Origin of the sequence: Bradyrhizobium sp. STM 3809, from assembly GCF_000239795.1 — a bacterium.
Classification (GTDB): Bacteria; Pseudomonadota; Alphaproteobacteria; order Rhizobiales; family Xanthobacteraceae; genus Bradyrhizobium.
The window spans coordinates 1-24,025 of record NZ_CAFJ01000544.1; the positions used below are offsets into that span (position 1 = coordinate 1).

At 67.7% G+C, this 24,025-nt stretch carries 20 protein-coding genes and 1 pseudogene; 11 read left to right on the forward strand and 10 right to left on the reverse strand.

The window, feature by feature from the left end; genetic code table 11:
* Positions 1-236, forward strand: a pseudogene (locus BRAS3809_RS24835) (LysR family transcriptional regulator); the annotation flags it as partial.
* A gap of 119 nt (positions 237-355) precedes the next feature.
* On the forward strand, positions 356-1,342 hold the full coding sequence (locus BRAS3809_RS24840) for an AraC family transcriptional regulator (RefSeq protein WP_008964782.1): 987 nt from the start codon (positions 356-358) through the stop codon (positions 1,340-1,342).
* Positions 1,343-1,356: 14 nt separating this feature from the next.
* On the opposite strand, the gene BRAS3809_RS24845 is transcribed toward BRAS3809_RS24840, so the two are convergent.
* The 3 genes from BRAS3809_RS24845 to BRAS3809_RS24855 are packed head-to-tail and all read right to left on the reverse strand — an operon-like array spanning position 1,357 to position 4,035.
* The gene (locus BRAS3809_RS24845) at positions 1,357-2,793 is read right to left on the reverse strand and encodes a TIGR01777 family oxidoreductase (protein WP_008964783.1); all 1,437 of its coding nucleotides are present in this window, start codon (positions 2,791-2,793) and stop codon (positions 1,357-1,359) included.
* A complete protein-coding gene (locus BRAS3809_RS24850) occupies positions 2,790-3,449 on the reverse strand; it encodes a DUF4166 domain-containing protein (RefSeq protein ID WP_008964784.1) in 660 nt (219 codons plus the stop codon). Before BRAS3809_RS24850 ends, BRAS3809_RS24845 begins: the two co-directional genes overlap by 4 nt.
* Positions 3,450-3,465: 16 nt before the next feature.
* Complete coding sequence (locus BRAS3809_RS24855; protein WP_008964785.1) at positions 3,466-4,035, reverse strand: GbsR/MarR family transcriptional regulator; 570 nt, start codon at positions 4,033-4,035, stop codon at positions 3,466-3,468.
* A 137-nt stretch (positions 4,036-4,172) separates the two neighbouring features.
* Between BRAS3809_RS24855 and BRAS3809_RS24860 the strand changes: the two genes are divergently transcribed.
* Positions 4,173-4,982: a class I SAM-dependent methyltransferase gene (locus tag BRAS3809_RS24860; protein ID WP_008964786.1), complete on the forward strand. Its 810-nt coding sequence runs from the start codon at positions 4,173-4,175 to the stop codon at positions 4,980-4,982.
* 9 nt (positions 4,983-4,991) lie between these two features.
* On the opposite strand, the gene BRAS3809_RS24865 is transcribed toward BRAS3809_RS24860, so the two are convergent.
* The 5 genes from BRAS3809_RS24865 to BRAS3809_RS24885 all read right to left on the reverse strand — a co-directional run bounded on the left by BRAS3809_RS24865 (position 4,992) and on the right by BRAS3809_RS24885 (position 9,851).
* Positions 4,992-5,294 (reverse strand): acylphosphatase, encoded by a 303-nt coding sequence (locus tag BRAS3809_RS24865; RefSeq protein ID WP_008964787.1) that lies wholly within the window; start codon positions 5,292-5,294, stop codon positions 4,992-4,994.
* Positions 5,291-6,157: an isocitrate lyase/PEP mutase family protein gene (locus tag BRAS3809_RS24870; protein ID WP_008964788.1), complete on the reverse strand. Its 867-nt coding sequence runs from the start codon at positions 6,155-6,157 to the stop codon at positions 5,291-5,293. Before BRAS3809_RS24870 ends, BRAS3809_RS24865 begins: the two co-directional genes overlap by 4 nt.
* Positions 6,158-6,267: 110 nt before the next feature.
* Positions 6,268-8,283: an acetyl-CoA carboxylase biotin carboxylase subunit gene (locus BRAS3809_RS24875; RefSeq protein WP_008964789.1), complete on the reverse strand. Its 2,016-nt coding sequence runs from the start codon at positions 8,281-8,283 to the stop codon at positions 6,268-6,270.
* A gap of 156 nt (positions 8,284-8,439) precedes the next feature.
* Positions 8,440-8,655, reverse strand: coding sequence for a hypothetical protein (locus BRAS3809_RS24880; protein ID WP_008964790.1), 216 nt, complete (start codon positions 8,653-8,655; stop codon positions 8,440-8,442).
* Positions 8,656-8,726: 71 nt separating this feature from the next.
* Positions 8,727-9,851 carry a zinc-binding metallopeptidase family protein gene (locus BRAS3809_RS24885; protein WP_008964791.1) on the reverse strand — a complete coding sequence of 375 codons (1,125 nt, stop codon included), beginning with the start codon at positions 9,849-9,851 and terminating at the stop codon, positions 8,727-8,729.
* Between the two features lie 226 nt (positions 9,852-10,077).
* Here BRAS3809_RS24885 and BRAS3809_RS24890 point away from each other — a divergent pair, with 226 nt between their 5' ends.
* From BRAS3809_RS24890 to BRAS3809_RS24920, 7 genes are all read left to right on the forward strand, one after another.
* A complete protein-coding gene (locus BRAS3809_RS24890; protein ID WP_083839162.1) occupies positions 10,078-12,546 on the forward strand; it encodes a hybrid sensor histidine kinase/response regulator in 2,469 nt (822 codons plus the stop codon).
* 119 nt (positions 12,547-12,665) lie between these two features.
* The gene (locus BRAS3809_RS24895) at positions 12,666-14,114 is read left to right on the forward strand and encodes a sensor histidine kinase (protein WP_008964793.1); all 1,449 of its coding nucleotides are present in this window, start codon (positions 12,666-12,668) and stop codon (positions 14,112-14,114) included.
* A complete protein-coding gene (locus tag BRAS3809_RS24900) occupies positions 14,099-15,454 on the forward strand; it encodes a sigma-54-dependent transcriptional regulator (RefSeq protein ID WP_008964794.1) in 1,356 nt (451 codons plus the stop codon). The genes BRAS3809_RS24895 and BRAS3809_RS24900 overlap by 16 nt, the downstream gene beginning before the upstream one ends.
* 114 nt (positions 15,455-15,568) lie before the next feature.
* Complete coding sequence (locus tag BRAS3809_RS24905) at positions 15,569-16,267, forward strand: OB-fold nucleic acid binding domain-containing protein (protein ID WP_008964795.1); 699 nt, start codon at positions 15,569-15,571, stop codon at positions 16,265-16,267.
* Between the two features lie 243 nt (positions 16,268-16,510).
* Positions 16,511-17,167: a hypothetical protein gene (locus tag BRAS3809_RS24910; protein WP_008964796.1), complete on the forward strand. Its 657-nt coding sequence runs from the start codon at positions 16,511-16,513 to the stop codon at positions 17,165-17,167.
* A gap of 40 nt (positions 17,168-17,207) precedes the next feature.
* Positions 17,208-18,482: an MFS transporter gene (locus BRAS3809_RS24915; protein ID WP_008964797.1), complete on the forward strand. Its 1,275-nt coding sequence runs from the start codon at positions 17,208-17,210 to the stop codon at positions 18,480-18,482.
* Positions 18,483-18,504: 22 nt separating this feature from the next.
* Positions 18,505-19,761 (forward strand): arsenic transporter, encoded by a 1,257-nt coding sequence (locus BRAS3809_RS24920; RefSeq protein ID WP_008964798.1) that lies wholly within the window; start codon positions 18,505-18,507, stop codon positions 19,759-19,761.
* Between the two features lie 12 nt (positions 19,762-19,773).
* Here BRAS3809_RS24920 and BRAS3809_RS24925 read toward each other — a convergent pair whose 3' ends face one another.
* Positions 19,774-20,268 carry a YciE/YciF ferroxidase family protein gene (locus BRAS3809_RS24925; RefSeq protein ID WP_008964799.1) on the reverse strand — a complete coding sequence of 165 codons (495 nt, stop codon included), beginning with the start codon at positions 20,266-20,268 and terminating at the stop codon, positions 19,774-19,776.
* Between the two features lie 204 nt (positions 20,269-20,472).
* On the opposite strand from BRAS3809_RS24925, the gene BRAS3809_RS24930 reads away from it, so the two are divergent.
* Positions 20,473-22,320: an alkaline phosphatase family protein gene (locus BRAS3809_RS24930; protein WP_008964800.1), complete on the forward strand. Its 1,848-nt coding sequence runs from the start codon at positions 20,473-20,475 to the stop codon at positions 22,318-22,320.
* Between the two features lie 455 nt (positions 22,321-22,775).
* Here the strand turns inward: BRAS3809_RS24930 and BRAS3809_RS24935 are convergent, their stop codons facing one another.
* Positions 22,776-23,900: a S1C family serine protease gene (locus tag BRAS3809_RS24935; protein ID WP_008964801.1), complete on the reverse strand. Its 1,125-nt coding sequence runs from the start codon at positions 23,898-23,900 to the stop codon at positions 22,776-22,778.
* Positions 23,901-24,025 lie beyond the last annotated feature (125 nt).

Genomic DNA, 24,025 nt, shown 5'->3' on the forward strand with positions numbered 1-24,025 from the left:
CATTCGTTGGCGGCGGCGTGGCGGCGGTCGTCGCCGCCGCGCAGGCCGGCCTTGCCGTCGCGCCGCTGGCGCGCCGGATCGCCGCGGCTGGTCTGCTCGATATCGGGCCGACGCTCGGGCTGCCGAAGCTCGGACGGTCGAAGGTCATCCTGCATGCCAAGGTGGGGGACGCCGCGAAGCGCGCGGCGCTGCGCGTCCTGGCCGCGGCGTTCCGAAGCGCTGCGACGTCGAACTGATTGACGGCCATCGAACGTGATGTAGCATAGGTTAACGTTTGGAGCTCAGGAGTCGCGGCTTGAACCGTCTCTTGACCGCAGCTGACGTCGTCAGCGCTGCACCACGGCCGGGCCCGGCGATGACGGGCGACATCGGCCTCGAACCATTGCATCGTCACGCCCTGATCCGTACCTCCAGCGCCGAAGCGCTGCGCGATCTCGCCAGCCGCAAGCTCGGCGCCGAGCGCGTCGATTTCCGAAACGCCGAACGCTTCGAGGCGATCGTCAACCTGATCGAGCTGCAGACCATCGGCCTCGCCTTCGGCACGACGACCTGCGACATGGTCTCCGATCACCGCGCGGCCGACTTCATACGGGTGCAGATCGCCATGAGAGGACGCGCCGTGAGCTGCGCCCGCGGCGAGGCGACCGACGTCAATGAGCATCAGTTCGCGGTCGCGCCGGCCGGCATGCCCTGGCAGATGGCCTGTCAGGGCGGCCATCGCCGGCTGACGCTGCGGCTCGATCCGCAGACGCTGCGGCAGCGGCTCGCAGCGCTGGTCGGCGTGCAGCCGCGCGCCGACTATGCGATCGACCCCGCCATCCCCGCGTCCGATCCCCAGGCCCGCAGCCTGCTTCGGCTGCTCGACTTCCTCACCACCCAGCTGAGCGAGCACGACGCCGCATTTCCCGCAGCCGTGTATCGCGAGCTCGAAGACGCCGTCCACGTCGCCTTCCTCTGCGCCAGCCGGCACCGCTTCCGCGACGCCCTGGTCGATCCCTCGCCGATGCCCGATTTCGGTCTCGTCAAGCGTCTCGAGGACTATATCGAGGCCAATTGGCGCGACTCGATCACGATCGAGCGCCTGGCGGGGGAAGCCGGCGTCAGCGCCCGCTCGATCTTCCGCGTGTTCGAGCGCGTGCGCGGTTACTCGCCGATGGCGTTCGCGAAATCGGTGCGCCTGCGCCGGGCGCATGAGATGTTGCGCTCTGGCGATCCCAGCGTGACCGTGGCAACCGCGGCGGCGGCCTGCAACTTCGCCAATGCCGGGCATTTCGCGCGCTATTACCGCGCCACGTTCGGCGAGCTGCCATCGGCGACGATGGCGCGCGCCGAGCGGAGATGACGCAGGCGCGCGGCTCACAGGATGGACTCGAGCGCGCTGCGCAGGCTCTGGTGCCGAAACACGAAACCGCTCGCCAGCGCCTTGTTCGGCACCACGCGCTGGCCGCCGAGCAGCAGCTCCTCGGCAAAGTCGCCGCCGATCCGGCGCAGCAGCGCCGCCGGCACGCGCAGCAGCGCCGGACGCCGCAGGCAACGCGCGAGCTCGGCCGTAAAGGTGAGATTGCGCACCGGCAGCGGCGCCGTCGCATTGATCGGACCTGCGATGCCGTCGGTCGCAACGACATGCGCGATCAGGCGGATGAGATCGTCACGCTCGATCCACGACATCCATTGCACGCCGGAGCCGAGCGGCCCGCCGAGCCCGAACTCGAACGGCGTCAGCATGCGCGCCAGGATGCCGCCGTCGCGGCCGACGACGAGGCCGATGCGCAGCAGCGCCACGCGCACGCCATGCGCCTCGGCGCTACGCGCCGCCTGCTCCCAGGCCTCGCAGAGGTCGTGGCTGAACGAAGCATGCGACTTCGCGGACTCGGTCAGCGGCTGGTCCTGCCACAGGCCGTACCAGCCGATCGCGGAGCCGTTGACCAGCACCGTGGGCTTGCGCGCGAGCCGCGCGATCAGGGCCACGACCGCCTCGGTCGTGGCAAGCCGCGACTGGACGATCGCAGCACGCTTCGCAGCCGTCCACGGCGCATTGCCGATCGGCTCACCGGCGAGATTCACGATGGCGTCGATACGGGTGTCGGACGCGATCTGATCGAGATTGGTGATCAGCGTCAGTGGCGGCGGCAAGGCGGCGGCGCGGCCGGGATCGCGCACCAGCGCGATGACGTGATGGCCCGCGGCGGTGAGGCTCGCAACGACGCGCGCGCCGATGAAACCGGTCGCGCCCGTCACCAGCACGCTCTGCGCCGGCGGCAGCGCTGCGACCAGCCCGCCGGCATCCGGCTGCGACATCCGCGCGAGACGTGCCACGGCGGCGAAGTCGCGCACGCCGCACAGGCTGGCGCCCACCGCAGCGGCGGCGGCGATCCAGCTCAGCCAGGCCGCATAGGCCGGAAAGATCGCCGACGGCCGCATCGCCCAGTCGATCAGCACGGGGACCAGCAAAATCAGGATGGCGCCGTAGTTGATCGCGAGCAGCGTATGGTTGATGCGCTCGCTCGGCGGCAGCTTGCGGGTCAGGTCCTCCTCGACGAAGTCCGTCAGGGTGATCGCAATCTCCGCGACCAGCACCAGGAGCACGAGTATTGCGAACAGGCCATGCGGCTCGCACCAGCCGAGGACGGCGAACAGCAGCGCATAAAGCAGATTGCGGACGCCGTGCAGCTTCAGCTCGGTCCGCTGCGACGGCCGCCAGGCCAGCCGCTCGGTGAACTCATGGTGATAGAACGTGTCGAACACGCCCATCACCACCTGCAGGGCGATCAGGGACCAGAGCAGCGGCGTCATGGTGCGGACTCCCGGAACGTGGCGCTCTGCCGGATGATCCGGCCGAAGCGGGGATGGACGATCTCGAGCGTGAAGCGGAAGGCGCCGCCGCCGAGATCGGAATGTGTGACGGTGAGATCGCCGGGCGTCAGCCAGGACGGCAGCGGCCAGCGCCGGCCGGCGAATGCAAGCGTGTAGCCGGCACTGTGAAAGGCGAGTGCCCCGTCGCTCACGCAGACGCGCAGGCTCATGCTCAGGCCCCAGCCGAGATACTCTTCGAGCCCGGTCGGCCCGGCGAAGCGCTTGGCCGAGTGAATGACCTGGGGAAAGCCGTGCGGGCGCCCGCAGATGCGCGTCCAGATCTGGCCGCCGCTGGCTGCGTCCTCAGTGACAGCGACGATCATCGGCACGCCGGTGTTCGCCGTGGTCGGCAGCGGGCCGCCGATCAGCCGCGCGGCCTGCGCGAACCAGAAGCCGGCGCGGCTCATCTCGGCCTGATCGATCTCGCCGACATAGACGACGGTGGCGCCTTCGGCGAGCCGCTTGGAGAAGCGGCGCCAAATCGAGACCGGCAGCCGGCCCCAATCCTCCGGCGACAGCAGCGCCCGGAACCTGTGATCGTCGTGAAGCCTGGCGTTGGAGGGCGTTGTTGATCCGAGTTGTCGTAGACTCACCATGACGCCCTCCTCCGACCTAATCGCTGCCGGACCTGGATCGGCCCGACGGCAGCAGATTTGCGATCTTCTCGCCGAGCTTGATCAGCGCGACCAGGCGCGGCCGCGGCACCTTCAGCATCTGCGCGTACCAGCGGTCGACCAGCTCGGTGAACGCCAGCATGTCCTTCAGCCGCTTGGCTGCGACCGCGCTGATCGCGGGATCGGCGGTCGCATCCGCGACGCAGGCGCGCAGCGCCGCGATCGCGGGATCGATCTCGCGCTGCTTGCGACCGGCGGCGATGCGCTGCGCGACCTCCCAGATGTCGGTCTCCGCCTCGAAATGATCGCGACGGTCGCCGAGGATCGGCACCCGCCGGATCAGGTCCCAGGCGAGCAGCTCCTTCAGCGAGTTGGACACGTTGGAGCGCGCCATCCCGAGCGTGTCGGCGATGTCCTCCGCCGTCATCGGCTTGTCGGCGAGATACAGCAGCCCGTGGATCTGGCTCACCGAGCGGTTCACGCCCCACTGGTCGCCCATGTCGCCCCAGTTGAGGATGAAGCGCTCGACGGCAGGCGGAAGTTTTTTCTTGCCGGTTATTTCTGTCATGACAGAAATATCTGACTGATGGAGATGAATGTCAAGAGCGTCGCGCGGTGAACCGGATGGACGATTGGCGAGACGGACATCGAGACCCGCGCTTCGCCCGGCTACGACCGGCCCAGCCCTTGGAACAGGAGCAAGCCATGACGGCATCGGACAAGGCTTTCACCGGATCGATCCCGCAGATCTACGATCAGTTGCTGGTTCCGCTGATCTTCACCCCCTATGCGCAGGATCTGGCCGCCCGCATCACGCGTCACCAGCCGCGCGAGGTGCTGGAGACCGCCGCAGGCACCGGCGTCGTCACCAGAGCGCTGCACGCGCAGCTGCCGCCCGAGGCCCGGATCACCGCCACCGACCTCAACGAGCCCATGCTGATGCAGGCCAGGACGCATCTCGCCGACGCGGATCGCATCAGGTTCCAGCAGGCCGACGCGCTGGCGCTGCCCTTTGCCGATGCGAGCTTCGACGTGCTGACCTGCCAGTTCGGCGTGATGTTCTTCCCCGATCGCATCAAGGGCTATGCCGAGGCCCGCCGCGTGCTACGTCCGGGCGGACGCTTCGTCTTCAATGTCTGGGATCGGATCGAGGACAATGAGTTCGCGCATGTCGTCCACGAGACGCTGCAGCAGATCTTCCCGGACAACCCGCCCCAGTTCTTCACCCGCGCGCCACATGGCTATTTCGACCCGGTGAAGATCCGGGCCGACCTGAGCGAGGCCGGCTTCTCCGATATCATCATCGAGACGCTGCCCCACCGCAGCCGCGCCGCCTCCGCGCAAGAGCCCGCCATCGCCTACTGCCAGGGCACGCCGATGCGCGGCGAGATCGAGTCGCGAGGCGCGCCGGATCTTGCGACCGTGACGCAAGCGGCCGCGGACGCGCTTCGGCAACGGTTCGGCAGTGGACCCGTCGTGGGCCAAATACAGGCGCTGGTGATTTCGGCGCGATGAACGCCGCGACTACACGGTCGCCAAGACAGAGAACTCCTCACCGGGCCGGCGCAGCGCGAGTTGATCGGCGGTGGCCGGCGCGTCCGTCACATCGTCGACCCGCGCAGCGCGCGGTCCCCTCCGGCAAGCCGCGACCATGGCTGCGACATCATCGGGCGGCCCGGCGAACACCGCCTCGACGCTGCCGTCGGTTCGGTTGCGCACCCAGCCGTCGAGATCGTTCAGGATGGCCTGATCTTCGACCCAGGCGCGATAGCCGACGCCCTGAACGCGGCCGCGCACGGTGACGTGGACGATGGCCCGATCGCTCATGACCCCAGCCCCAGGACATCGCGCAGACGGTGCTTCACATCGGCCTCGCGCATGACGCGCGACGTCAGCTCGGCCGACGGAAGACCCTTGAGCTGTTTCGGCGGGGTGCCCTCACGCAAGGCCTTCAGCGTCTCGTAGACAGCCTGCGTCGCCGCGGCGATCGGCGCGTGGCCCTGCAGCGCGATGCGGACGCGGCGGGATGCGAGATAGCCGAGATCGGCCATCTCTTCCGGTGCGCCGCCGAGCACGATCGGCAAGTTGGTGGCCGCAGCGATGGCATCGAGCTGATCACGGGTGCCGATCCCCGTGAAGAACAGCCCGTCGACACCGCAGGCCTCATAGGCCTTGGCGCGCGCAATCGCGTCATCGAGCGAGGTGATGGAGACGGCGCCGGTGCGGCCAAGAATGACCAGCGAGGGATCGCCGCGGCCACCGAGCGCAGCCTTCACCTTGCCGACGCCTTCTTCCAGCGAGATCAGCTGCGGCTTGGCGGCGCCGAACGCCTGCGGCAGCAGCGTGTCCTCGATGGTGAGGCCGGCGGCCCCGGCAGCCTCCAGCTCCTGTACCGTGCGGCGGACGTTCATCGCATTGCCGTAGCCGTGGTCGGCATCGACCAGCACGGGCAGCGCCGCCGCACGCGACATCCGCCGCATCTGCTCGGCGAGCTCGGTGAGCGTGATCAGCGCGATGTCGGGATCGCCGAGAATGGCCAGCGACGCCGCCGAGCCGCCGAACATGCCGAGCGGAAAGCCGAGATCCTCGGCGATGCGGATCGAGATCGCGTCGTAGACGGAGCCGGGGTGGACGCAGCGGTCGCCGGTGAGGATCGTGCGAAGCGCCTCTCGACGCAGACGGAAAGTCATTCCGGGCTCCTCTCTCGGCATTGCGAGGAGCGAAGCGACGAGGCAATCCAGAGTCGCGTGCTGATCCCTGGATTGCTTCGCTTCGCTCGCAATGACGGCGGTTGGACTGACTAGGCGAACTCCAGGATGAGCGCATCGACGGCCAGCGTGGCGCCGGCCGAGGCGTGCACCTTCTTCACCGTGCCGTCCTGCTCGGCGCGCAGCACGTTCTGCATCTTCATGGCCTCGATCACGGCGAGCGTCTCGCCGGCCTTGACCTCCTGGCCTTCGGTCACGGCGATCGAGACCACGAGGCCCGGCATCGGGCACAGCAGCTTCTTGCCGCTGTCGCCGGCGGTGACGACCGGCATCAGCCGCGCCGCGGCGGCTTCGGACTCGGTGTAGACGTAGACCGGCGCCTCGACGCCCTGATGCGCGAGCCGCACGCCGTTCGGGATCGGGCGCGTCTGCACCGCGATCTCGGAGCCGTCGATGGTGCCGTGCCACACCGCATCGCCCGGCTTCCAGTCGGACACGAGCGCATGCGCCGGGCCGACCTTGCCGTCGGCGCCGACGAAGCGGACCGTGATCGCGCCGTTGTCCCTGGTAATGTCGAGCAGGATCTCGTCGCGTCCGAGCCAGACCGCGCGGCGGCCCTGGCGCTTCACCGGACGGCCGATCATCTGCTGCGAGATCTGGCGCTTGCGCTCGCCGAGCACGTGGTCGATCGCCGCTCCCACTGCCGCGAGCCGGCGCGCGATCTCGCCCTCCGGCGCACGCGCGGCAAACCCCTTGGGAAACTCCTCGGCGATGAAGCCGGTCGACAGCCGGCCCTCGCGCCAGCGCGGATGGTTCATCAGCGCCGACAGGAACGGGATGTTGTGGCGGATGCCGTCGACGTAGAACGCGTCGAGCGCGGTGGACTGCGCCTCGATCGCGGCGGCGCGCGACGGCGCGTGGGTGACCAGCTTGGCGATCATCGGATCGTAGTAGATCGAGATCTCGCCGCCCTCCTGCACGCCGGTGTCGTTGCGCACGGTGACGCCGTCAGCCTTGCTCTCGGCCGGCGGCCGGTACTTCACGAGGCGGCCGATCGAGGGGAGGAAGTTGCGGAACGGATCTTCCGCGTAGACGCGGGATTCGACCGCCCAGCCGGTGAGCGTCACGTCCTTCTGCGCCAGAGCCAGCTTCTCGCCGGCGGCGACGCGGATCATCTGCTCGACGAGATCGATGCCGGTGACGAGCTCGGTGACGGGATGCTCGACCTGCAGGCGGGTGTTCATCTCCAGGAAGTAGAAGCTCTTGTCCTGGCCGGCGACGAACTCCACCGTGCCGGCGGAGTCGTAGTTCACGGCCTTGGCGAGCGCGACCGCCTGCTCACCCATCTTGCGCCGCGTCGCCTCGTCGAGCAGCGGCGACGGCGCCTCTTCGATGACCTTCTGGTTGCGGCGCTGGATCGAGCATTCGCGCTCGCCGAGATAGATCACGTTGCCATGCTTGTCGCCGAGCACCTGGATCTCGATATGGCGCGGATCGACGATGAACTTCTCGATGAAGACGCGGTCGTCGCCGAACGACGCCTTGGCCTCCGCCTTCGCGAGGTTGAATCCCTCCGCCACCTCGGACGTCGAATGCGCGATGCGCATGCCCTTGCCGCCGCCGCCGGCGGAGGCCTTGATCATCACGGGGTAGCCGATCTCGTCGGCGATGCGCACGGCATGCTTGTCGTCCTCGATGACGCCGAGGAAACCGGGCACGGTCGAGACCTTGGCCTTGGCCGCGGCCTTCTTGGATTCGATCTTGTCGCCCATCGCGGCGATCGCGCCGGGGTTGGGGCCGATGAAGACGATGCCATTCTCGGCCAGCGCGCGCGGAAACGCCTCGCGCTCGGACAGGAAGCCATAGCCGGGATGCACGGCCTGCGCGCCAGTCTTCTTGCAGGCCTCCACGATGCGGTCGATCAGGAGATAGCTCTCGGCGGCGGCGGGCGGGCCGATCAGCACGGCATCGTCGGCCATCTCGACATGCAGCGCATCGCGATCGGCTTCCGAATAGACCGCAACGGTCCTGATTCCCATGCGGCGGGCGGTCTTGATGACCCGGCAGGCGATCTCGCCGCGGTTCGCGATCAGAATGGTCTTGAACATGTTTTTTCTTGATACCTTTGGGCGGGCTCCCCGCTCACGGCACAGGCGCGACCTCCGCGAGCTTAGCGGTTCGTCTATAGCAAAATCGCCCGCGCGCAACCCGACTCTCGGCGCGTCCGGCCGCATGGGCAGGCATGCCAGCCGCACGTCGTGCCGTCAGCCGGAATAGCTGTGGAAACGTCCCCGCGTGTAGGCGTGCGACACCGCTTTCATCAGCTCGGTGACCTCGGTCTCGAGATAATCGTTCGCAACAATCAACGCGCGAATGGTCGCCCTGAGGTCACCACCGCAGGCTGCGATCGCCTGGTCCACGGCTTCGTCCAGCGCCGCGTCCTCGGGCTGCCTGGGGGTGGCATGCGATTCAGCTGGCATGGCGTGCTGGCAATCCCTCGGCTCAGGTCATGCCGCTATGTTCACTTTATGTTCTCAGGAGTCAAGGCGGATCACGCCGCCCCGACCTGCTCCTGCTGTTCGACGTCCGAAGCGTCCGGCGCCAGGGCCACCGGGGCCGCCGGAGCACCCTGCCGCACCAGGTCGTGAATGAAGCCGAGCTTCTTGATGACCGGCGGGGTCAGGATGAACGGATACAGGTCGCGGCCGCCCATCGCCCGGGCCACGCTGTTCATGGCGAAGGTGAAGGGCAGCCAGGCGTTGACGATGAGGTCGAAATCATCGCTGACATAGGGGTCGAAGGTGACGCGCGCCGTCAACCCGCCGATCTGGTCCGCCGGCGGGTCGATCTCGATGCCGAACTCGGACGCCATCTCCAGCGTATCGACGATGTGCAGATAGTGCGCCCAGGTCTCGGCGAAGTCCTCCCAGGGATGGGTGGTCGCATAGGCCGAGACGTAATTGTCCTGCCAGTTGGCCGGTGCGCCCTCGTCGTAGTGGCGCTTCAGCGCCTCGCCATAATCCTGCGAATCGTCGCCGAACACCGCGCGGCATTGCTCGAGCCGCCCGGCATCGCGCACCAGCACATCCCAGAAATAATGCCCGACCTCGTGGCGGAAATGACCAAGCAGCGTCCGATACGGCTCGTCCATCTCCAGCCGGCGCCGTTCGCGCTCGATATCGTCGGCCTCGGCGAGCGCGATCGTGATCAAGCCGTTATCGTGACCGGTCATCACCTTCTGCTGGCCAGCCGGATCATCAGCGAGGAAGTTGAAGATCAGCCCATGCTCCGGGTCTTCAAGACGCGTTCTCACCGGCAGCTTCCAGCGGATCAGCGAGTAGAACAGCCGGTGCTTGGCCACCTCCAGCTCGCGCCAGCTGGCAAGCTGCGCCGGATCGGACAGATTGGGAATGGTGCCATTGTGCCGGCAGGCGCGACAGAAGCCCGCGGTCTCGCCGGCCTCGAGCAGCCAATTGCACGCGTCGTGCTCGGCATTGGCGCAGAAGAACCGCCCTTCCCCACCATCGGCCAAGGTCCGGACGCCTTCGCCGGCCGGCTCGATCGCCGAGAGCGTCTGACGCTCCGGCATGAAGGCCAGCTGGTGGCCGCAGCGGCCGCAGCTGCGATTCTCGAAATACAGGATATTCCTGCAGGCCTGACAGACGAAGAGCTTCACGGCATGGACCTACGCGTTGCGGTGTCTAGCGCCTGACGACGCTTGACAGTAACAGTCCGTTCCGGGGATGCGGAACTTTTTATCCGCCTCCACGTTTTCGTTCTGCGGGCGTTTGCCCGCCTCAATTGCTGGCCAATTTGCTGTCTTTGAACCCGATGTCGCCACGCTTCCGAACACCTGCGGTGAAAGTCTCCGGCGACCGCTTGCCCTTCCAGTGCAGGTCAGCATGAACAGCGCGGATGCTTCACGAGACGAGATCTTCCCGGAAGCTGCAGGCGCGGCCGAGCTGCGCCAGCACATCGAGGAGATCGCGCGCGATCGCGATCAGGCCTATCGCGCGCTGCAGGAGCGCGAGGCGGAATTGGCGCGGATCCAGCGGATCGGCCGCGTCGGCGGCGTCGAGGTCGATCTTCGCGAGGGGTTTCGCAACCGCCGCTCCCCGGAATATCTGATCATTCACGGCCTGCCGCCCGAAGCCGCCAACGAGACCCACGAGGATTGGGTCCAGCGCGTTCATCCCGAGGACCGCGCCAAGGCGGAGCAGGATTTCATCGCAGCGGTGAAGAGCGAGCAGGAAGACTATACCACAGAATACCGGATCGTCCGCCCGAACGACGGCGATATCCGCTGGATCAGGGTCATCGCGCGCATCGAGCGCGACTGGAACGGCCGCGCCATCCGGCTGGTCGGCGCCCATATCGACGTCACCGACCAGATGCTGGCGCAGGCCAAGCTGCGCGAGAGCGAACAGCGCTTCCGACTGATCGCCGACAGCGCGCCGGTGCCGATCTGGGTGACGAAGCTCGATCGCTCCCGCTCCTTCGTCAACCGCGCCTATATCGATTTTCTCGGCCTGCCCCGCGACGAGGCGCTTGCCTTCGACTGGCGCAATGCAGTGCACCCCGACGACCTGCCGCGCATCCGGGCGCAGCAGCAGTCGGGCGAATGCTCGCTGAAGCCCTTCTTCCTGGAGGCGCGCTATCGCCGTGCCGACGGCGAATGGCGCTGGCTGCGCTCCGAATCGCAGCCGCGCTGGGATGCCGACGGGCGGCACATCGGCTTCATCGGGGTCGCTCACGATGTGACGGCTGCCAAGCAGGGCGAGATCGAGCTGCGCCGGATGAACGAAACGCTGGAGGAGCGGATCCGCGACCGCACCGCGCAGCTCGCCGCCAACGAAGCGCGGATGCGCGCGATCTTCGACACCAGCAATCAGTACCAGGCCATTCTGGACATCGAAGGCCGCATCACCCACGCCAACCGCATCGCCGTCATGGGCATGCGCGCGGGTGGCGTGGATGTCATCGGCCAGGCGCTCTGGGACGCGCCATGGTTCGCCGACACGACGGGCGTCAGCGAAATGCTGCGCAAGGCATTCGCGCGCGTGCTGGGCGGCGACAGCTTCCGCACCGAAGTGCGGCTCGAATTTGCCAATGGCGACCGCCATTTCGAGCTGTCGATGCGGCCTTTGTTCGACCAGCATGAAGCGATCATGGGCGCGGTCGCCGAGGCCGTGGACATCACCGAGCGTATCCAGGGCGAGGAGCTGCTGCGGCAATCGCAGAAGATGGAGGCGGTCGGCCAGCTCACCGGGGGGGTCGCGCACGACTTCAACAACCTGCTGACGATCATCCGCTCCGCCACCGACTTCCTGCGCCGCCGCGATCTGCCGGAAGAGCGGCGCCGGCGCTATGTCGATGCGATTTCCGAGACGGTCGAGCGCGCCTCCAAGCTGACGGGGCAGTTGCTGGCCTTTGCGCGGCGGCAGCCGTTGACGCCGCAGGTGTTCAATGTCGGCGAGCAGGTCGAGAACGTCGTGCAGTTGATCCGTCCGCTGGTCGGCAGCCGCATTCAGATCCAGCCGGCCGTCGAGGACGCGAAGCTGTTCACGCTTGCCGATGTCGCGCAATTCCAGACGGCGCTGATCAACCTCGCCGTCAACGCGCGCGACGCCATGAACGGCGAAGGACGGTTGACGATCGGCGTCAAGCGGACAGACAACATCCCGTCGCTGCGCGGCCAGAGCATGCGTCCCGGCGCCTTCATCGCAATCTCGGTGACGGACACCGGCGCCGGCATCGCGCCCCAGAACATCAACGCGATCTTCGAGCCGTTCTTCACCACCAAGGAAGTCGGCAAGGGCACCGGGCTCGGCCTCAGCCAGGCGTTCGGCTTCGCCAAGCAGTCCGAAGGCGACATCGCGGTCGACAGCCGGCTCGGCCACGGTGCGACCTTCACGATCTACCTGCCGCAGGCCACGCCGCCGCAATCCGGCGCCGAAGCGGGGGTCAGCAGGGTCGAGCCCGCCACCATCGGCCGCGGCTATCGCGTGCTGGTGGTCGAGGACAATGACGAGGTCGGGCAATTCTCGACCGAGCTGCTCGAGGACCTCGGCTACGTCACGCGCCGCGTGGCGAACGCGGCCGATGCGCTCGCCATCCTCGCGGACAACGAGTTCGCGGTCGACCTCGTGTTTTCCGACGTCATCATGCCCGGCATCAACGGCCTCGAGCTCGCCGGCATCATTCGCGACCGCTATCCCGGCCTGCCGGTGGTGCTCACCTCCGGCTACAGCCACGTGCTGGCCGAGAACGCCCATCACGGCTTCGAGCTGATCAAGAAACCCTATTCGGTGGAATCGCTGTCGCGCATCCTGCGCAAGGCCATGGCCGAGAAGGCGCCGCTGCCGCGGTGAAGCGGGCCGCGGGAACCAAAATCTCAATTCAGGCGTTCTGGTCCGCGAACCAGATGCGGTGATCGGCGACACGCGTCCCGATGCATCCTCACCATTCCCGGGTCATTGCGGACCAATCGATGCGCTCCCTACGCTCGCGGCTGTCGGCGCTCTGGCTCATGCTGGCGCTATCAGGCGCGGCGACGGCCTATCTCCTCGTCGAGTCGTTCCAGCAGTCGTCCGAGGCACGCGTAGGGCGGGCGCAGGATCTGGTCGTGCGCGGCTGCCGCGACATTGCCGACCGTTATCAGTTCTTCGTCTCGGGCTGGCGCGGCGCGCCGATCGATGATCGCATCAAGCACGATCTCATTCCCGTGGTGCAGTCCGCCTTGGCCGCCTCGCCCGGCGTCGAGGGCGGCATCTGGCAGGCCGAGCATGGTTCGCTCGCCTATGCCTATCCGACCTACGAGGGCACGGGCCCGAAGACCGATCTTCCCGCCGCCGAGCTCAGTGTCATCCAGCAGGTCAACGCCAGCGCCGAACGCAGCGGCCACCCCGCGACGACTGAAAATGCCGGACGCTCGCAGACCCTGATCGTCCACGCCTGCCCGCTGCGTGGTCCGCTGCAGAACGTCACGGCGTGGACGATGACGCGCGCCGCTACCGCCGAGGGTCCGGCCTACACGCATCTGCTGACGGGTCTTTCCGTCCTGGCGCTCACCCTGCTCGGCTCGGCGATCTGGCTGGCCTTCATCCTGGCCTCATGGTCGCGCCGCATCGCGATGATCGAGAGCGCGCTCGGCGCTTCGACCGCGGCCGCCGACCTGCCGCAACTGCCGCGCACCGGCGCCCGCGAGCTCGACCGCCTCGTCGATGCCGTCAACGACGCCGGCAACAGGCTCGCGGCGGAGCGCGAGCGCGCGACCGCGGCCGAACGGCTCGCCGCGGTGGGCCGGCTGTCGGCGAACCTCGCCCACGAGATCCGCAATCCGATCGCAGCGATGCGGCTGAAGGCCGAGAATGCCCTCGCCTCGCCCGATCCCGCGCGCAAGAGCGGGGCGCTCGAAGCAATCCTGCAGCAGGTCGCGCGGCTCGACGCGCTGCTGCGCGATCTGCTCGCGATGACTCACGCGAGCCGACCCGCCACACGCCCCGTCGATCTCGCAGGCTTCCTGCAAACGACGATCGAGACGCATCGCGAACTGGCCGCGCGTCGCGGCCTGAGGCTGCGCATGGTCGTCCCCTCCTCCGCTGAAGCGGCCTGCTTCGATCCCGCCCAGATGCAGCGTGCGCTCGACAATCTGATCCTCAACGCGATCCAGAATACGCCCGAGGGCGGCGAGATCGTGCTGGCCGCCGAAATCCATGATGCGCGCCTGCTGTTCCGCGTCACCGACAGCGGCCAGGGCATCGACGCCGGCATCAGGAATCGTCTGTTCGAACCATTCGTCAGCACGCGCGCCGACGGCACCGGCCTCGGCCTCGCCATCGTGCGCGAGATTGCCCGCGCCCATCGCGGCGAGGCGAGACTTGCCCCTGTCAGCACCGGCACCAGCGTCGAGATTTCCTTGCCATGGCCACCATCCTGATCGTCGACGACGATGCCGCACTGCGCGACGGCCTTGCGGAAACGGTGACGGATCTCGGTCATCGGGCCCAGACCGCCGCCTCCGGCCGCGAGGCGATCGGCATGGTCTCGGCCGATGTCGACGCGATCCTGCTCGATCTGCGCATGCCGGGGATCGACGGCATCGAAACCCTGCGCCGCATCCAGGACGGTGGCGACGCGCCGCCGGTGATCGTGCTGACGGCCTATGCGAGCCCGGAGAACACCATCGAGGCGATGCGGCTCGGCGCCTTCGATCACCTGGTGAAGCCGATCGGCCGCGACGCGCTGCGCGAGCTGATCGAGCGGCTGCCGCCACGGGTCCATCCGCAGCAGGACGGTCGCGGCACAGAGGATGGCGGCCTGATCGGCACAAGCGAGGCGATGCGGCGTGTGCAGAAGACGATCGGTCTCGCTGCCGATTCCGAGGCGACCGTGCTGATCCGCGGCGAGACCGGTACGGGCAAGGAGCTGGTCGCGCGCGCGCTCCATGTCCACAGCCGGCGCAGCGCGAACCCGTTCATCGCGGTGAACTGCGCGGCGATCCCACAGGATCTGCTGGAAAGCGAAATGTTCGGTCACGTGAAGGGCTCGTTCACCGGCGCGACCTCCGACCGGTCCGGCGCCTTCCGCGATGCCGGCGCGGGCACGCTGTTCCTCGACGAGATCGGCGACATGCCGCTTGCGATGCAGGCCAAGATCCTGCGCGCGCTGCAGGAGCGCATCATCACGCCGGTCGGCGGCAAGCCGGTGAGAGTGGCCGCGCGCGTCGTCGTCGCCACGCATCGCGATCTCGCCAGTCAGGTGGCGAGCGGCGCCTTCCGCGAGGACCTCTATTATCGGCTGAACGTGATCCCGATCGAGCTGCCGCCGCTGCGCGAGCGCAGCGAGGACATCCTGCCGCTCGCCCATCACTTTCTCGCGCAGAGCTCGGATGGCCGTTCGCGACCGCGGCTGAGCGAAGCTGCCGGCGACAAGCTGGTTCATGCGCCTTGGCCCGGCAATGTGCGCGAGCTGCGGAACGTGATCGAGCGCGCCTGCGTGCTGACGCGCGGCGGCCTGATCGATGCCGACGACATCGACGTCACAACAGCCCCGATCGACGCGGAGATCGAGACTGCATCGGATCTGCCGACTGCCGTCGCGCGACTGGAGGAACGGCTGATCCGTCGTGCGCTCGTGGACTGCGGCGGCAATCGCACCGAGGCGGCGCGGCAGCTCAACATCAATCGACAGCTGCTCTACACCAAGATGCAGCGCTACGGTCTGGGCGAAGAGGCGTCAGGAAATCTGACACGCGCCGTCGGGAAAGACGACGCCTAGCCCGTCTCGCGATCATGCAACCCGTTGATTTCTCGTGATCTCGCAACTGGCACGGCCGTTGCGAAACCGATCGCGTCACCAACCTCGACAAGGAGTTCCAGGATGACGCGAAAGATGACGCCGATCGCGACCGTGCTCGCGCTCGCCGCCGCGGGCCTCGGCAGCGCCTCCGCGCAAGGGCCGCTCACCGGGTCCGATGCGACATGGGATGCATCGCAGCTGCCGGAGACGCGCGGCATCGTCAAGCAGTACACGCTGACGCCGCGCGGCGACGTCGACGGGCTGATCCTCAACGACGGCACCGAAGTGAAGCTGCCGCCACATCTGACCGCGCAGATCGTGTTCACGATCAAGCCGGGTGATGGCGTCTCGGTGCGCGGCCTGCGCGCCCGCGCGCTGCCGCTGGTCGATGCCAGCCAGGTCACCAACATCGCGACCGGCAAGAGCGTGGTCGACAATGGCCCGCCCGACGGTCCCGGCCGGCGCGGCAGCGATCAGACCATCAGCGGACGCATCGCCACGCTGCTGCATGGCAAGCGCGGCGAGGTCAACGGCGCTGTGCTCGACGACGGCACCGAGCTGCGGCTGCCGCCGCCGGAGGCGGAGCGCCTCGCCGACACCCTGCGCGTGGGTCAGACGATCTCGGTGCGCGGCGACCTGCTGGAGACCGCGCTCGGCAAGCTCGTCGACGTCAGGGCGATCGGCACCACGCCGGACAAGTTGACGGAGATCGAAGGCCCTCCGCCGCCGCGCGGCCCGAAGGGCGGCCCGGACAGGCTCGGACCACCGCCGCCGCCTCCGCCGCGCGGCTGATGGCGTTCGCTTCGAACGCCCAGGGGGTCGCGGGCGGTCGGGGCCTCATGGGGTCGAGACGCGCCGCGCGCGGCGCTCCTCACCATGAGGGTCTCGAATCCGCCCGGACTTCAGACCTCGTCCTGAGGAGCACGCCGCAGGCGTGCGTCTCGAAGGACGGCAACGAGGCATGGTCGATCACTTGGTCAGTCGAACTGCGGTGGCCGGCCTCGATCTCAAACGTTGAACACAAAGGAGACCATCATGCATTGGATCGACCCTGACAGCCTGCCGGCGGTGACCGGCATCCTCGAGCGCTTCGTGCTCAATCCTCACGGCGAGGTCGACGGCTTCGTCATGCGCGCGGGCGACAAGGATGTGCTCGTCCATACCCCTCCGCACATGGAGGCGGAGCTCACGCGTCACATCAAGGCCGGGGAGACGGTCGGCGTGCACGCGGTGAAGCCGCGCGGCGCGGATCTGCTCGCCGCCGTGGCGGTGGTCGCGGCGAACGGACTGGGGATCATCGACCACGGACCGGACGACGAGCGCGAGCATCCCGATCACGAGCACCACAAGATGGACGCGGAAGGCACGGTGCGGCTGTCGCTGTTCGGGCCGAAGGGCGAGCTGCGCGGCGCCCTGCTCGCTGACGGCACCGTCGTCCGGATCGGGCCGAAGGAAGCCAAGGACGTCGCCGACCTGCTGGCGCCGAAGGCCACGCTCGCCGTGCGCGGCGACGGCATCGACACCCGCTTCGGCCGCGTCATTCATGCCCGCGAGGCCGGCGCGAGCCTGACGGCGCTCAAGCCGCTCAGGCACGGAAAGCCCGAGCCGAAGCACGCCGATGGTCCCAAGCACGGGCCGAAGCATAAGCACGGGCCGAAACACGGACCGAAGCCCGATCACGCCCGCGCGTGATCGCCTGCGCCCGTCATCGCAAGCAGCCGAGGCCGAACGCATGTCCCAGGATGAAACCACCACGCGCCGCGCGGGCCGCGCGCTCGACGCCGCCAATTTCTTCCTGGCCGACGTGCGCGACGGCCTCGGCCCCTATCTCGCGATCTATCTGCTGACCGAGCAGAAATGGGACGAGGCCTCGATCGGCGTGGTGATGTCGCTCGCGACGATCGCGGGCATCGTCGCCCAGACGCCGGCCGGCGCGCTGGTCGATGCCATCAGGGCCAAGCGCATGATCATGATCGCGGCCGCGATCATCGTGACGGCAGCGTCATTGACGCTGCCGCTGATGTCGAGCTTCTGGCCGGTCGCAATCTCGCAGAGCATCGCCAATGCGGCCGGCGTGATCTTCGCGCCGGCCATCGCGGCGGTGTCGCTCGGCATCGTCGGCGCCCGGGCCTTCACCGCGCGGATCGGGCGCAACGAGACCTTCAACCATGCCGGCAATGCGGTCGGCGCGGTGATCGCGGGGGCGGCCGCCTACGCACTCGGACCTTCCGCCGTGTTCTACCTGATGGCGTTGACCTCTGCCGGCAGCCTCGTCAGCGTGCTCGCCATTCCCGAGCGCGCCATCGACCATGACGTCGCGCGCGGCCTGTCCCGGCGGAAGCCGAGCGAACCGGCAGAGCGTGGCGAGCAACCCTCCGGCCTCGGCATCCTCCTCACCTGCCGTCCGCTGCTCATTTTCGCGATCTGCGTCGCGCTGTTTCACCTGGCCAATGCGGCGATGCTGCCGCTGGTCGGTCAGAAGCTCGCCTTGCAGGACAAGAATCTCGGCACCAGCCTGATGTCGGCCTGCATTGCCGCGGCGCAGCTCGTGATGGTGCCGATGGCGCTTCTGGTCGGCGCCCGCGCCGACCGCTGGGGCCACAAGCGCTTCTTCCTGGCGGCGCTCCTGATCCTGCCGCTGCGCGCGGTGCTCTATACGCTGTCGGACGACAAGGCGTGGCTGGTCGGCGTGCAGCTGCTCGACGGGGTCGGCGCCGGCATCTTCGGCGCGATCATGCCGGTCATCGTCGCCGACCTGATGCGCGGAACCGGCCGGTTCAACGTCGCGCAAGGAGCGGTCATCACGGCGCAGAGCATTGGCGCCGCGCTCTCCACCGCGATGGCCGGCCTCGTCGTGGTCCATGGCGGCTACAGCGCCGCGTTCCTGGTGCTCGGCGCAACGGCGGCGATCGCCGTCGTCGTGTGCTGGCTGCTGCTGCCCGAGACCGGCGGCACGGAGGCCGCACGCCCGGACGCGGCCACCGCGCCCGCTATCCCCGCCGAATGATTTGCTCTAACGATCCCCGATCATGCTCGCACACCCGACCTTCATCACTTACGCCATCATCATCACCGCCACCGCCGGCGTCATCATCCGCCCCTTCCGGCTGCCCGAAGCGATCTGGGCCGTGGCCGGCGCGATCCTGCTGGTCGCACTCGGCCTGCTGCCGGCGACGGATGCGCTCGCCGGCATCCGCAAGGGCGTCGACGTCTATCTGTTCCTGATCGGCATGATGCTGATCGCCGAGCTCGCCCGCCGCGAGGGGCTGTTCGACTATCTCGCCGCCTACGCGGTGGAGCATGCCCGCGGCTCGCCGCAGCTGCTGTTCCTGCTGGTCTATGCGGTCGGCACGCTGGTCACCGTGCTGCTCTCCAACGACGCCACCGCGATCGTGTTGACGCCGGCCGTCTATGCCGCGACGCGCGCCGCCGGCGCCTCGCCGCTGCCCTATCTCTTTGTCTGCGCCTTCATCGCCAACGCCGCGAGCTTCGTGCTGCCGATCTCCAACCCGGCCAATCTGGTGGTGTTCGGCGAGCGCATGCCGCACCTGAGCGAGTGGCTGCGCCAGTTCACCCTGCCCTCGATCGCGGCCATCGCCCTGACCTATGTCGCGCTGTGGCTGACCCAGCGCCGTGCGCTGAGCGACGAGACGCTGCGCACCGATGTCGACAAGCCGCATCTCAGCCGCGAGGGCCGGCTCGCAGCGATGGGCATCATCGCCATCGCCGCCGTGCTGCTGACCGCCTCGGCACTCGACATCCAGCTGGGCTTGCCGACCTTCGTCTGCGGCGTGGTGACGGCGGCGGCGATCCTGCTCGTCAGCCGGCAGTCGCCCTGGCCGATCGTCAATGGCGTCTCCTGGGGCGTGCTGCCGCTGGTCGGCGGGCTGTTCGTGATGGTCGAGGGATTGAGCCGCGCCGGCGCGATCGGCCAGCTCAGCGCCTGGCTGCATCAGGGCGTCGCCAGCTCGCCGGCCGGCACGGCCTGGGCCGCGGGCCTGATCACGGCGGTCGCCGACAACATCGCCAACAATCTGCCGGTCGGCCTGGTCGCGGGCTCGGTCGCGGCCAGCGATCACCTGCCGCAACAGGTCATCCGGGCGATCCTGATCGGCGTCGATCTCGGGCCGAACATCTCGGTGACGGGCTCGCTCGCCACCATCCTCTGGCTCACCGCGCTGCGGCGCGAGAAGATCGAGGTGTCGGCCTGGCAGTTCCTGAAGATCGGACTCGTGGCGACGCCGCCCGCGCTGCTGGCAGCGCTGGCGGCGGCGATCCTGTCCTAGAGATCGGATCGATCAGGCGGCGGCTTCGTAATTGACCTCGCTCTCGGCGACCTTGGTCAGCAGGTCGTCGGTCTTCTTCTCCTCGTTGAGCGTCTGGTCGAGCAGCTTGACGGCCTGCTTGAGGTCGAGCTTGTTGGCCCAGGATTTCAACGTGCCATAGCGCGAGATCTCGTAGTGCTCGACCGCCTGCGCGGCGGCGAGCAGGCCGGCATCGAGCGCCGCCGTGCCCTTGTACTCCGTCATGATCTCCTTGCCCTCGTCGATGATGCCCTCGATCGCATCGCAACGCTTGCCGCGGGCGGGCTTGCCGAGCAGCTCGAAGATCTGCTCCAGGCGCTCGATCTGGCCTTCGGTCTCCTCCTGGTGCTTCTCGAACGCCGCCGACAGCTTCTCCGACTGCGCCGCCTTGGCCATCTTCGGCAGGGTCTTCAGGATCTGCTTCTCGGCGTAGTAGATGTCCTTGAGCGTGTCGAGGAAGAGTTCGTTGAGGTCTTTCTCTGCAGGCATGGTGTGCTCCCTGGTTGTTGCGAGCCGACAACCGGAAAGCCACACCCAGGTTCCTGCCACCGACTACCGCCGGACGAAAATCCTGTCCGAAGCCGCATCGGTGGCTCCGCGAGCCTCTTGTAACAAAACCGTCACCCGGCAAAACTAAAGCTCTTCCCTGCGGCGAGACGCCGCGATTCCGATGATTGTCTTCAGGAGTTTTCAATGCGCCGCCCGCTCGTGCTGCTGTGCGCCGGACTGACCCTCTTGTCGTCCAGTGCCGCATTTGCGCAGAACGCCACGCCCCGTAACCTGATCCTGTTCATTCCCGACGGCCTGCGCGCGGCGAAGGTGACGCCGGAGACCGCGCCGGCCATGGCCGCCGTCCGCGACAAGGGCGTCAATTTCAAGAACTCGCACTCGCTGTTTCCGACCTTCACCATGGCCAACGGCTCGGCGATGGCGACCGGCCACTACCTCGGCGACACCGGCACGTTCTCGAACACGATCTTCACCGGCTACACCTCGGTCCCGGCCGGCGACACCGTGGTGCCGTTCATCGAGAACGACGCCGTGCTCGGCGACATCGACGAGCATTTCAACGGCGACTACCTCAACGAGGACACGATCCTGAAGCTCGCCCGCAAGGCCGGCTATTCCACCGCCGCGATCGGCAAGCTCGGTCCGACCTATCTGTTCGACCACACCGGCTGCCCCTGCAAGCCCGGCGCGACCTCCTCGATCGTGATCGACGATTCCACCGGCGGCAAGGCCGGCGTGCCCATCACCGACGAGATCAAGGACGCGCTGACCAAGGCCGGCCTGCCGCTGGCGACGCCGTCGCGCGGCGACAACGGCAAGGCGGGCGACGCCAAGACGCCGGGCACGACCTCGGCCAACGTCGCCCAGCAGGCCTACATGGTCGACGTCGCCACCAAGGTGGTGCTGCCGATGTTCAAGGCGCGCAACAAGCCGTTCGTGCTGGTGTTCTGGTCGCGCGACCCCGACGGCAGCCAGCACAATCAGGGTGACAGCCTCAACACCATCACCCCGGGCATCAACGGCCCGACCTCGATGGCCAGCATCAAGAACGCGGACGACAACCTTGCGTCGCTGCGCAAGGCGCTCGACGATCTCGGCCTGTCTGCGTCGACCAACATCATGGTCCAGGCCGACCATGGCTTCTCGACCATCTCCAAGGAGAGCAAGACCTCGCCCTCGGCCAAGGTCAGCTATGACGACACGCCGAAGGATTTCCTGCCGATGGGCTTCCTGGCGCTCGACCTCGCCAAGGCGCTCGACCTGCCGCTGTTCGATCCCAACGACAAGAACGCCGCGGTGCCCGAGGGCAAGCATCCCAAGGCCGGCAACGGCGTGCTCGGCAAGGATCCGACCAAGCCCGATCTCGTCGTCGCCACCAATGGCGGCTCCGACCTGATCTACCTGCCGAAGGGCGACAGGAAGCTGGCGCAGCGGACCGTCAAGGCGCTGCTGGCGCAGGACTACGTCTCCGGCATCTTCGTCGACGACAAGCTCGGCGAGATCCCCGGCACCTTGCCGCTGTCGGAGATCAACCTGCAGGGCAAGGCGGTCACGCCGCATCCGGCGATCGTCGTCAACTTCCGCTCCTACGTCGCATCCGGCTGCGACCAGCCGACCAACTGCCAGGTCGAGGTCGCCGACACCGTGCTGCGCCAGGGCCAGGGCATGCACGGCTCGTTCGGCCGCGGCGACACCTACAACTTCATGGCCGCGATCGGCCCCGACTTCAAGGCGGGCTTCGTCGATCCCCTGCCCGTCAGCAACGCCGACGTCGGCGCCACAGCCGCCAGGCTGCTCGACCTCAAGGTCGCGCCGAAGGGCAGGCTCGTGGGCCGCGTGATGACGGAAGCGATGCCGAACGGCGCGACGCCGAAGGCCACGACCGATGTCATCAAGTCCGACCCGGCCGGTGGCCTGCGCACGGTGCTGAAGCTGCAGCGCGTTGGCAGCCAGCGCTATTTCGACGCCGCAGGCTTCCCCGGCCGCACGGTCGGGCTGGATGACGAGGCGAAGAAGACGGCGGCGAAGTAGTCAGATAACGCCAGCGTTCTTTGCGATCACCAGAGTGCCCCGCGAGAGCTGGGCACTTCTGTTTCGACGAGAAGCCCCTCTCTCGGACCGTCATTCCGGGGCACGCGAAGCGTGAGCCCGGAATCCATAACCCCGAGCGTTGATGTGGCGAAGACATGCGCCACAGCCATCTCGCGCCACACGCCGGGCTGTGGCTATGGATTCCGGGCTCGCGCTCGGCGCGCCCCGGAATGACGGCGGAGAGAGAAGGTGTAGCCCGGGTGAGCGCAGCGACACCCGGGAACACTGTCCCCGCATGTCGCTTCGCTCATGCGGGCTACGCTTCCCAAGAGAGTCACCACTCCGTCCACGTCATTGCGAGCGCAGCGAAGCAATCCAGAGTCCCGTCCACTACTCTGGATTGCTTCGCTGCGCTCGCAATGACGCGCGGAGACGTCTCGCCCTTCACGATGAACTCACCGCGCGACATCCAGCGTGACGCGAACCTCGATCGTCTTGCCGTTGCGGAGCATGCGCAGCACGACGCGATCGCCGGGGTTCTTGGTTTCCAGCGCGCGCGTCATGTCGTCAGGCGAGTCCACCGCCTGCCCGTCGACCGCCACTACCACGTCGCCCAGCGCGAAGCCGCCGTCGCGCGTGAGCCGCGCCGGGATCAGCCCGGCCTTCTCGGCCGCGGAGTCCTGTTCCACATCCAGCACGAACACGCCGGACAGGCCGAGGCGCGCGGCGAGCGCCTCGTTGGCTTTTGCATCCGTCCTGATCCCCAGGCTCGGGCTGACATAGCGGCCGCTCGCGATCAGCCGCGGCACGATGCGGTTGACCTTGTCGACCGGCACCGCGAAGCCGATGCCGGCGGAGGCGCCGGACGGGCTGTAGATCGCGGTGTTGACGCCGATCAGCCGTCCTGCGCTGTCGAGCAGCGGGCCGCCGGAATTGCCGGGATTGATGGCGGCATCGGTCTGGATCAGCCCGTTCAAGGTCCGCTCCTGCGTGACCTGCAGATTGCGGTTGAGCGCCGAGACGATGCCGGTGGTCAGCGTGCTGCTAAGGCCGAACGGATTGCCGATCGCGAACACCTTCTGCCCGACCTTGAGATCGGCGCTGGTGCCGACCGGCAGCGGCTTCGGCCGGTCGACGCCAACGCCGATCACGAGCACCGCGAGATCGTTCTCCGGGCTGGCGCCGACCAGCGCTGCGCGGAACGAGCGCCCGTCGGTCAGACTCACCAGCGCCTCGGTGGCGCCCTCGATGACGTGATAGTTTGTGACGACGTGTCCGAGTTCGTCCCAGACGAAGCCTGAGCCGGTGCCCGAGCGCTCCTGCTGCGCGTTGCCGGTCCACGGGTTGACGGATTGTTGAACGGTCGTGATGAACACGACCGAGCCGCTTCGGCTCTCGAACAGCGCGATCGTGCTCTTTTCGTCGGCGGCGAGATCGCCGCGCGGCGTGATGTCGCGGGGTTTCGCGCGCAGGCCGAGCAGCTCGGCCTGGATCAGCGGGAACGTCTGCCACGCCATCATGAGCAGCAGCGCCGTCGCCGCCACCGCCAGCAGGCGCGCGGGAAAGCTCCATCGGCTCATATCGATTTCTCCATGCTCGTCATCATCGCGACCGATTGATTCACCGGCGCGTCGGACGCATCAAGAGGCTGAGCTACCGCAGATACCGATTGGAGTTTCGGGCTAGAGCATCTCCACAAGCGTCA

Excerpts from the sequence above, each read along its gene's own strand:
- BRAS3809_RS24900 (WP_008964794.1), top strand. The coding sequence starts at position 14,099 with ATGGCCACCATCCTGATCGTCGACGACGATGCCGCACTGCGCGACGGC.
- BRAS3809_RS24865 (WP_008964787.1), bottom strand. The coding sequence starts at position 5,294 with ATGAGCGATCGGGCCATCGTCCACGTCACCGTGCGCGGCCGCGTTCAG.
- BRAS3809_RS24855 (WP_008964785.1), bottom strand. The coding sequence starts at position 4,035 with ATGACAGAAATAACCGGCAAGAAAAAACTTCCGCCTGCCGTCGAGCGC.
- BRAS3809_RS24860 (WP_008964786.1), top strand. The coding sequence starts at position 4,173 with ATGACGGCATCGGACAAGGCTTTCACCGGATCGATCCCGCAGATCTAC.
- BRAS3809_RS24840 (WP_008964782.1), top strand. The coding sequence starts at position 356 with ATGACGGGCGACATCGGCCTCGAACCATTGCATCGTCACGCCCTGATC.
- BRAS3809_RS24925 (WP_008964799.1), bottom strand. The coding sequence starts at position 20,268 with ATGCCTGCAGAGAAAGACCTCAACGAACTCTTCCTCGACACGCTCAAG.
- BRAS3809_RS24910 (WP_008964796.1), top strand. The coding sequence starts at position 16,511 with ATGCATTGGATCGACCCTGACAGCCTGCCGGCGGTGACCGGCATCCTC.
- BRAS3809_RS24915 (WP_008964797.1), top strand. The coding sequence starts at position 17,208 with ATGTCCCAGGATGAAACCACCACGCGCCGCGCGGGCCGCGCGCTCGAC.
- BRAS3809_RS24880 (WP_008964790.1), bottom strand. The coding sequence starts at position 8,655 with ATGCCAGCTGAATCGCATGCCACCCCCAGGCAGCCCGAGGACGCGGCG.
- BRAS3809_RS24905 (WP_008964795.1), top strand. The coding sequence starts at position 15,569 with ATGACGCCGATCGCGACCGTGCTCGCGCTCGCCGCCGCGGGCCTCGGC.
- BRAS3809_RS24850 (WP_008964784.1), bottom strand. The coding sequence starts at position 3,449 with ATGGTGAGTCTACGACAACTCGGATCAACAACGCCCTCCAACGCCAGG.
- BRAS3809_RS24890 (WP_083839162.1), top strand. The coding sequence starts at position 10,078 with ATGAACAGCGCGGATGCTTCACGAGACGAGATCTTCCCGGAAGCTGCA.
- BRAS3809_RS24875 (WP_008964789.1), bottom strand. The coding sequence starts at position 8,283 with ATGTTCAAGACCATTCTGATCGCGAACCGCGGCGAGATCGCCTGCCGG.
- BRAS3809_RS24870 (WP_008964788.1), bottom strand. The coding sequence starts at position 6,157 with ATGACTTTCCGTCTGCGTCGAGAGGCGCTTCGCACGATCCTCACCGGC.
- BRAS3809_RS24930 (WP_008964800.1), top strand. The coding sequence starts at position 20,473 with ATGCGCCGCCCGCTCGTGCTGCTGTGCGCCGGACTGACCCTCTTGTCG.
- BRAS3809_RS24935 (WP_008964801.1), bottom strand. The coding sequence starts at position 23,900 with ATGAGCCGATGGAGCTTTCCCGCGCGCCTGCTGGCGGTGGCGGCGACG.
- BRAS3809_RS24895 (WP_008964793.1), top strand. The coding sequence starts at position 12,666 with ATGCGCTCCCTACGCTCGCGGCTGTCGGCGCTCTGGCTCATGCTGGCG.
- BRAS3809_RS24845 (WP_008964783.1), bottom strand. The coding sequence starts at position 2,793 with ATGACGCCGCTGCTCTGGTCCCTGATCGCCCTGCAGGTGGTGATGGGC.
- BRAS3809_RS24920 (WP_008964798.1), top strand. The coding sequence starts at position 18,505 with ATGCTCGCACACCCGACCTTCATCACTTACGCCATCATCATCACCGCC.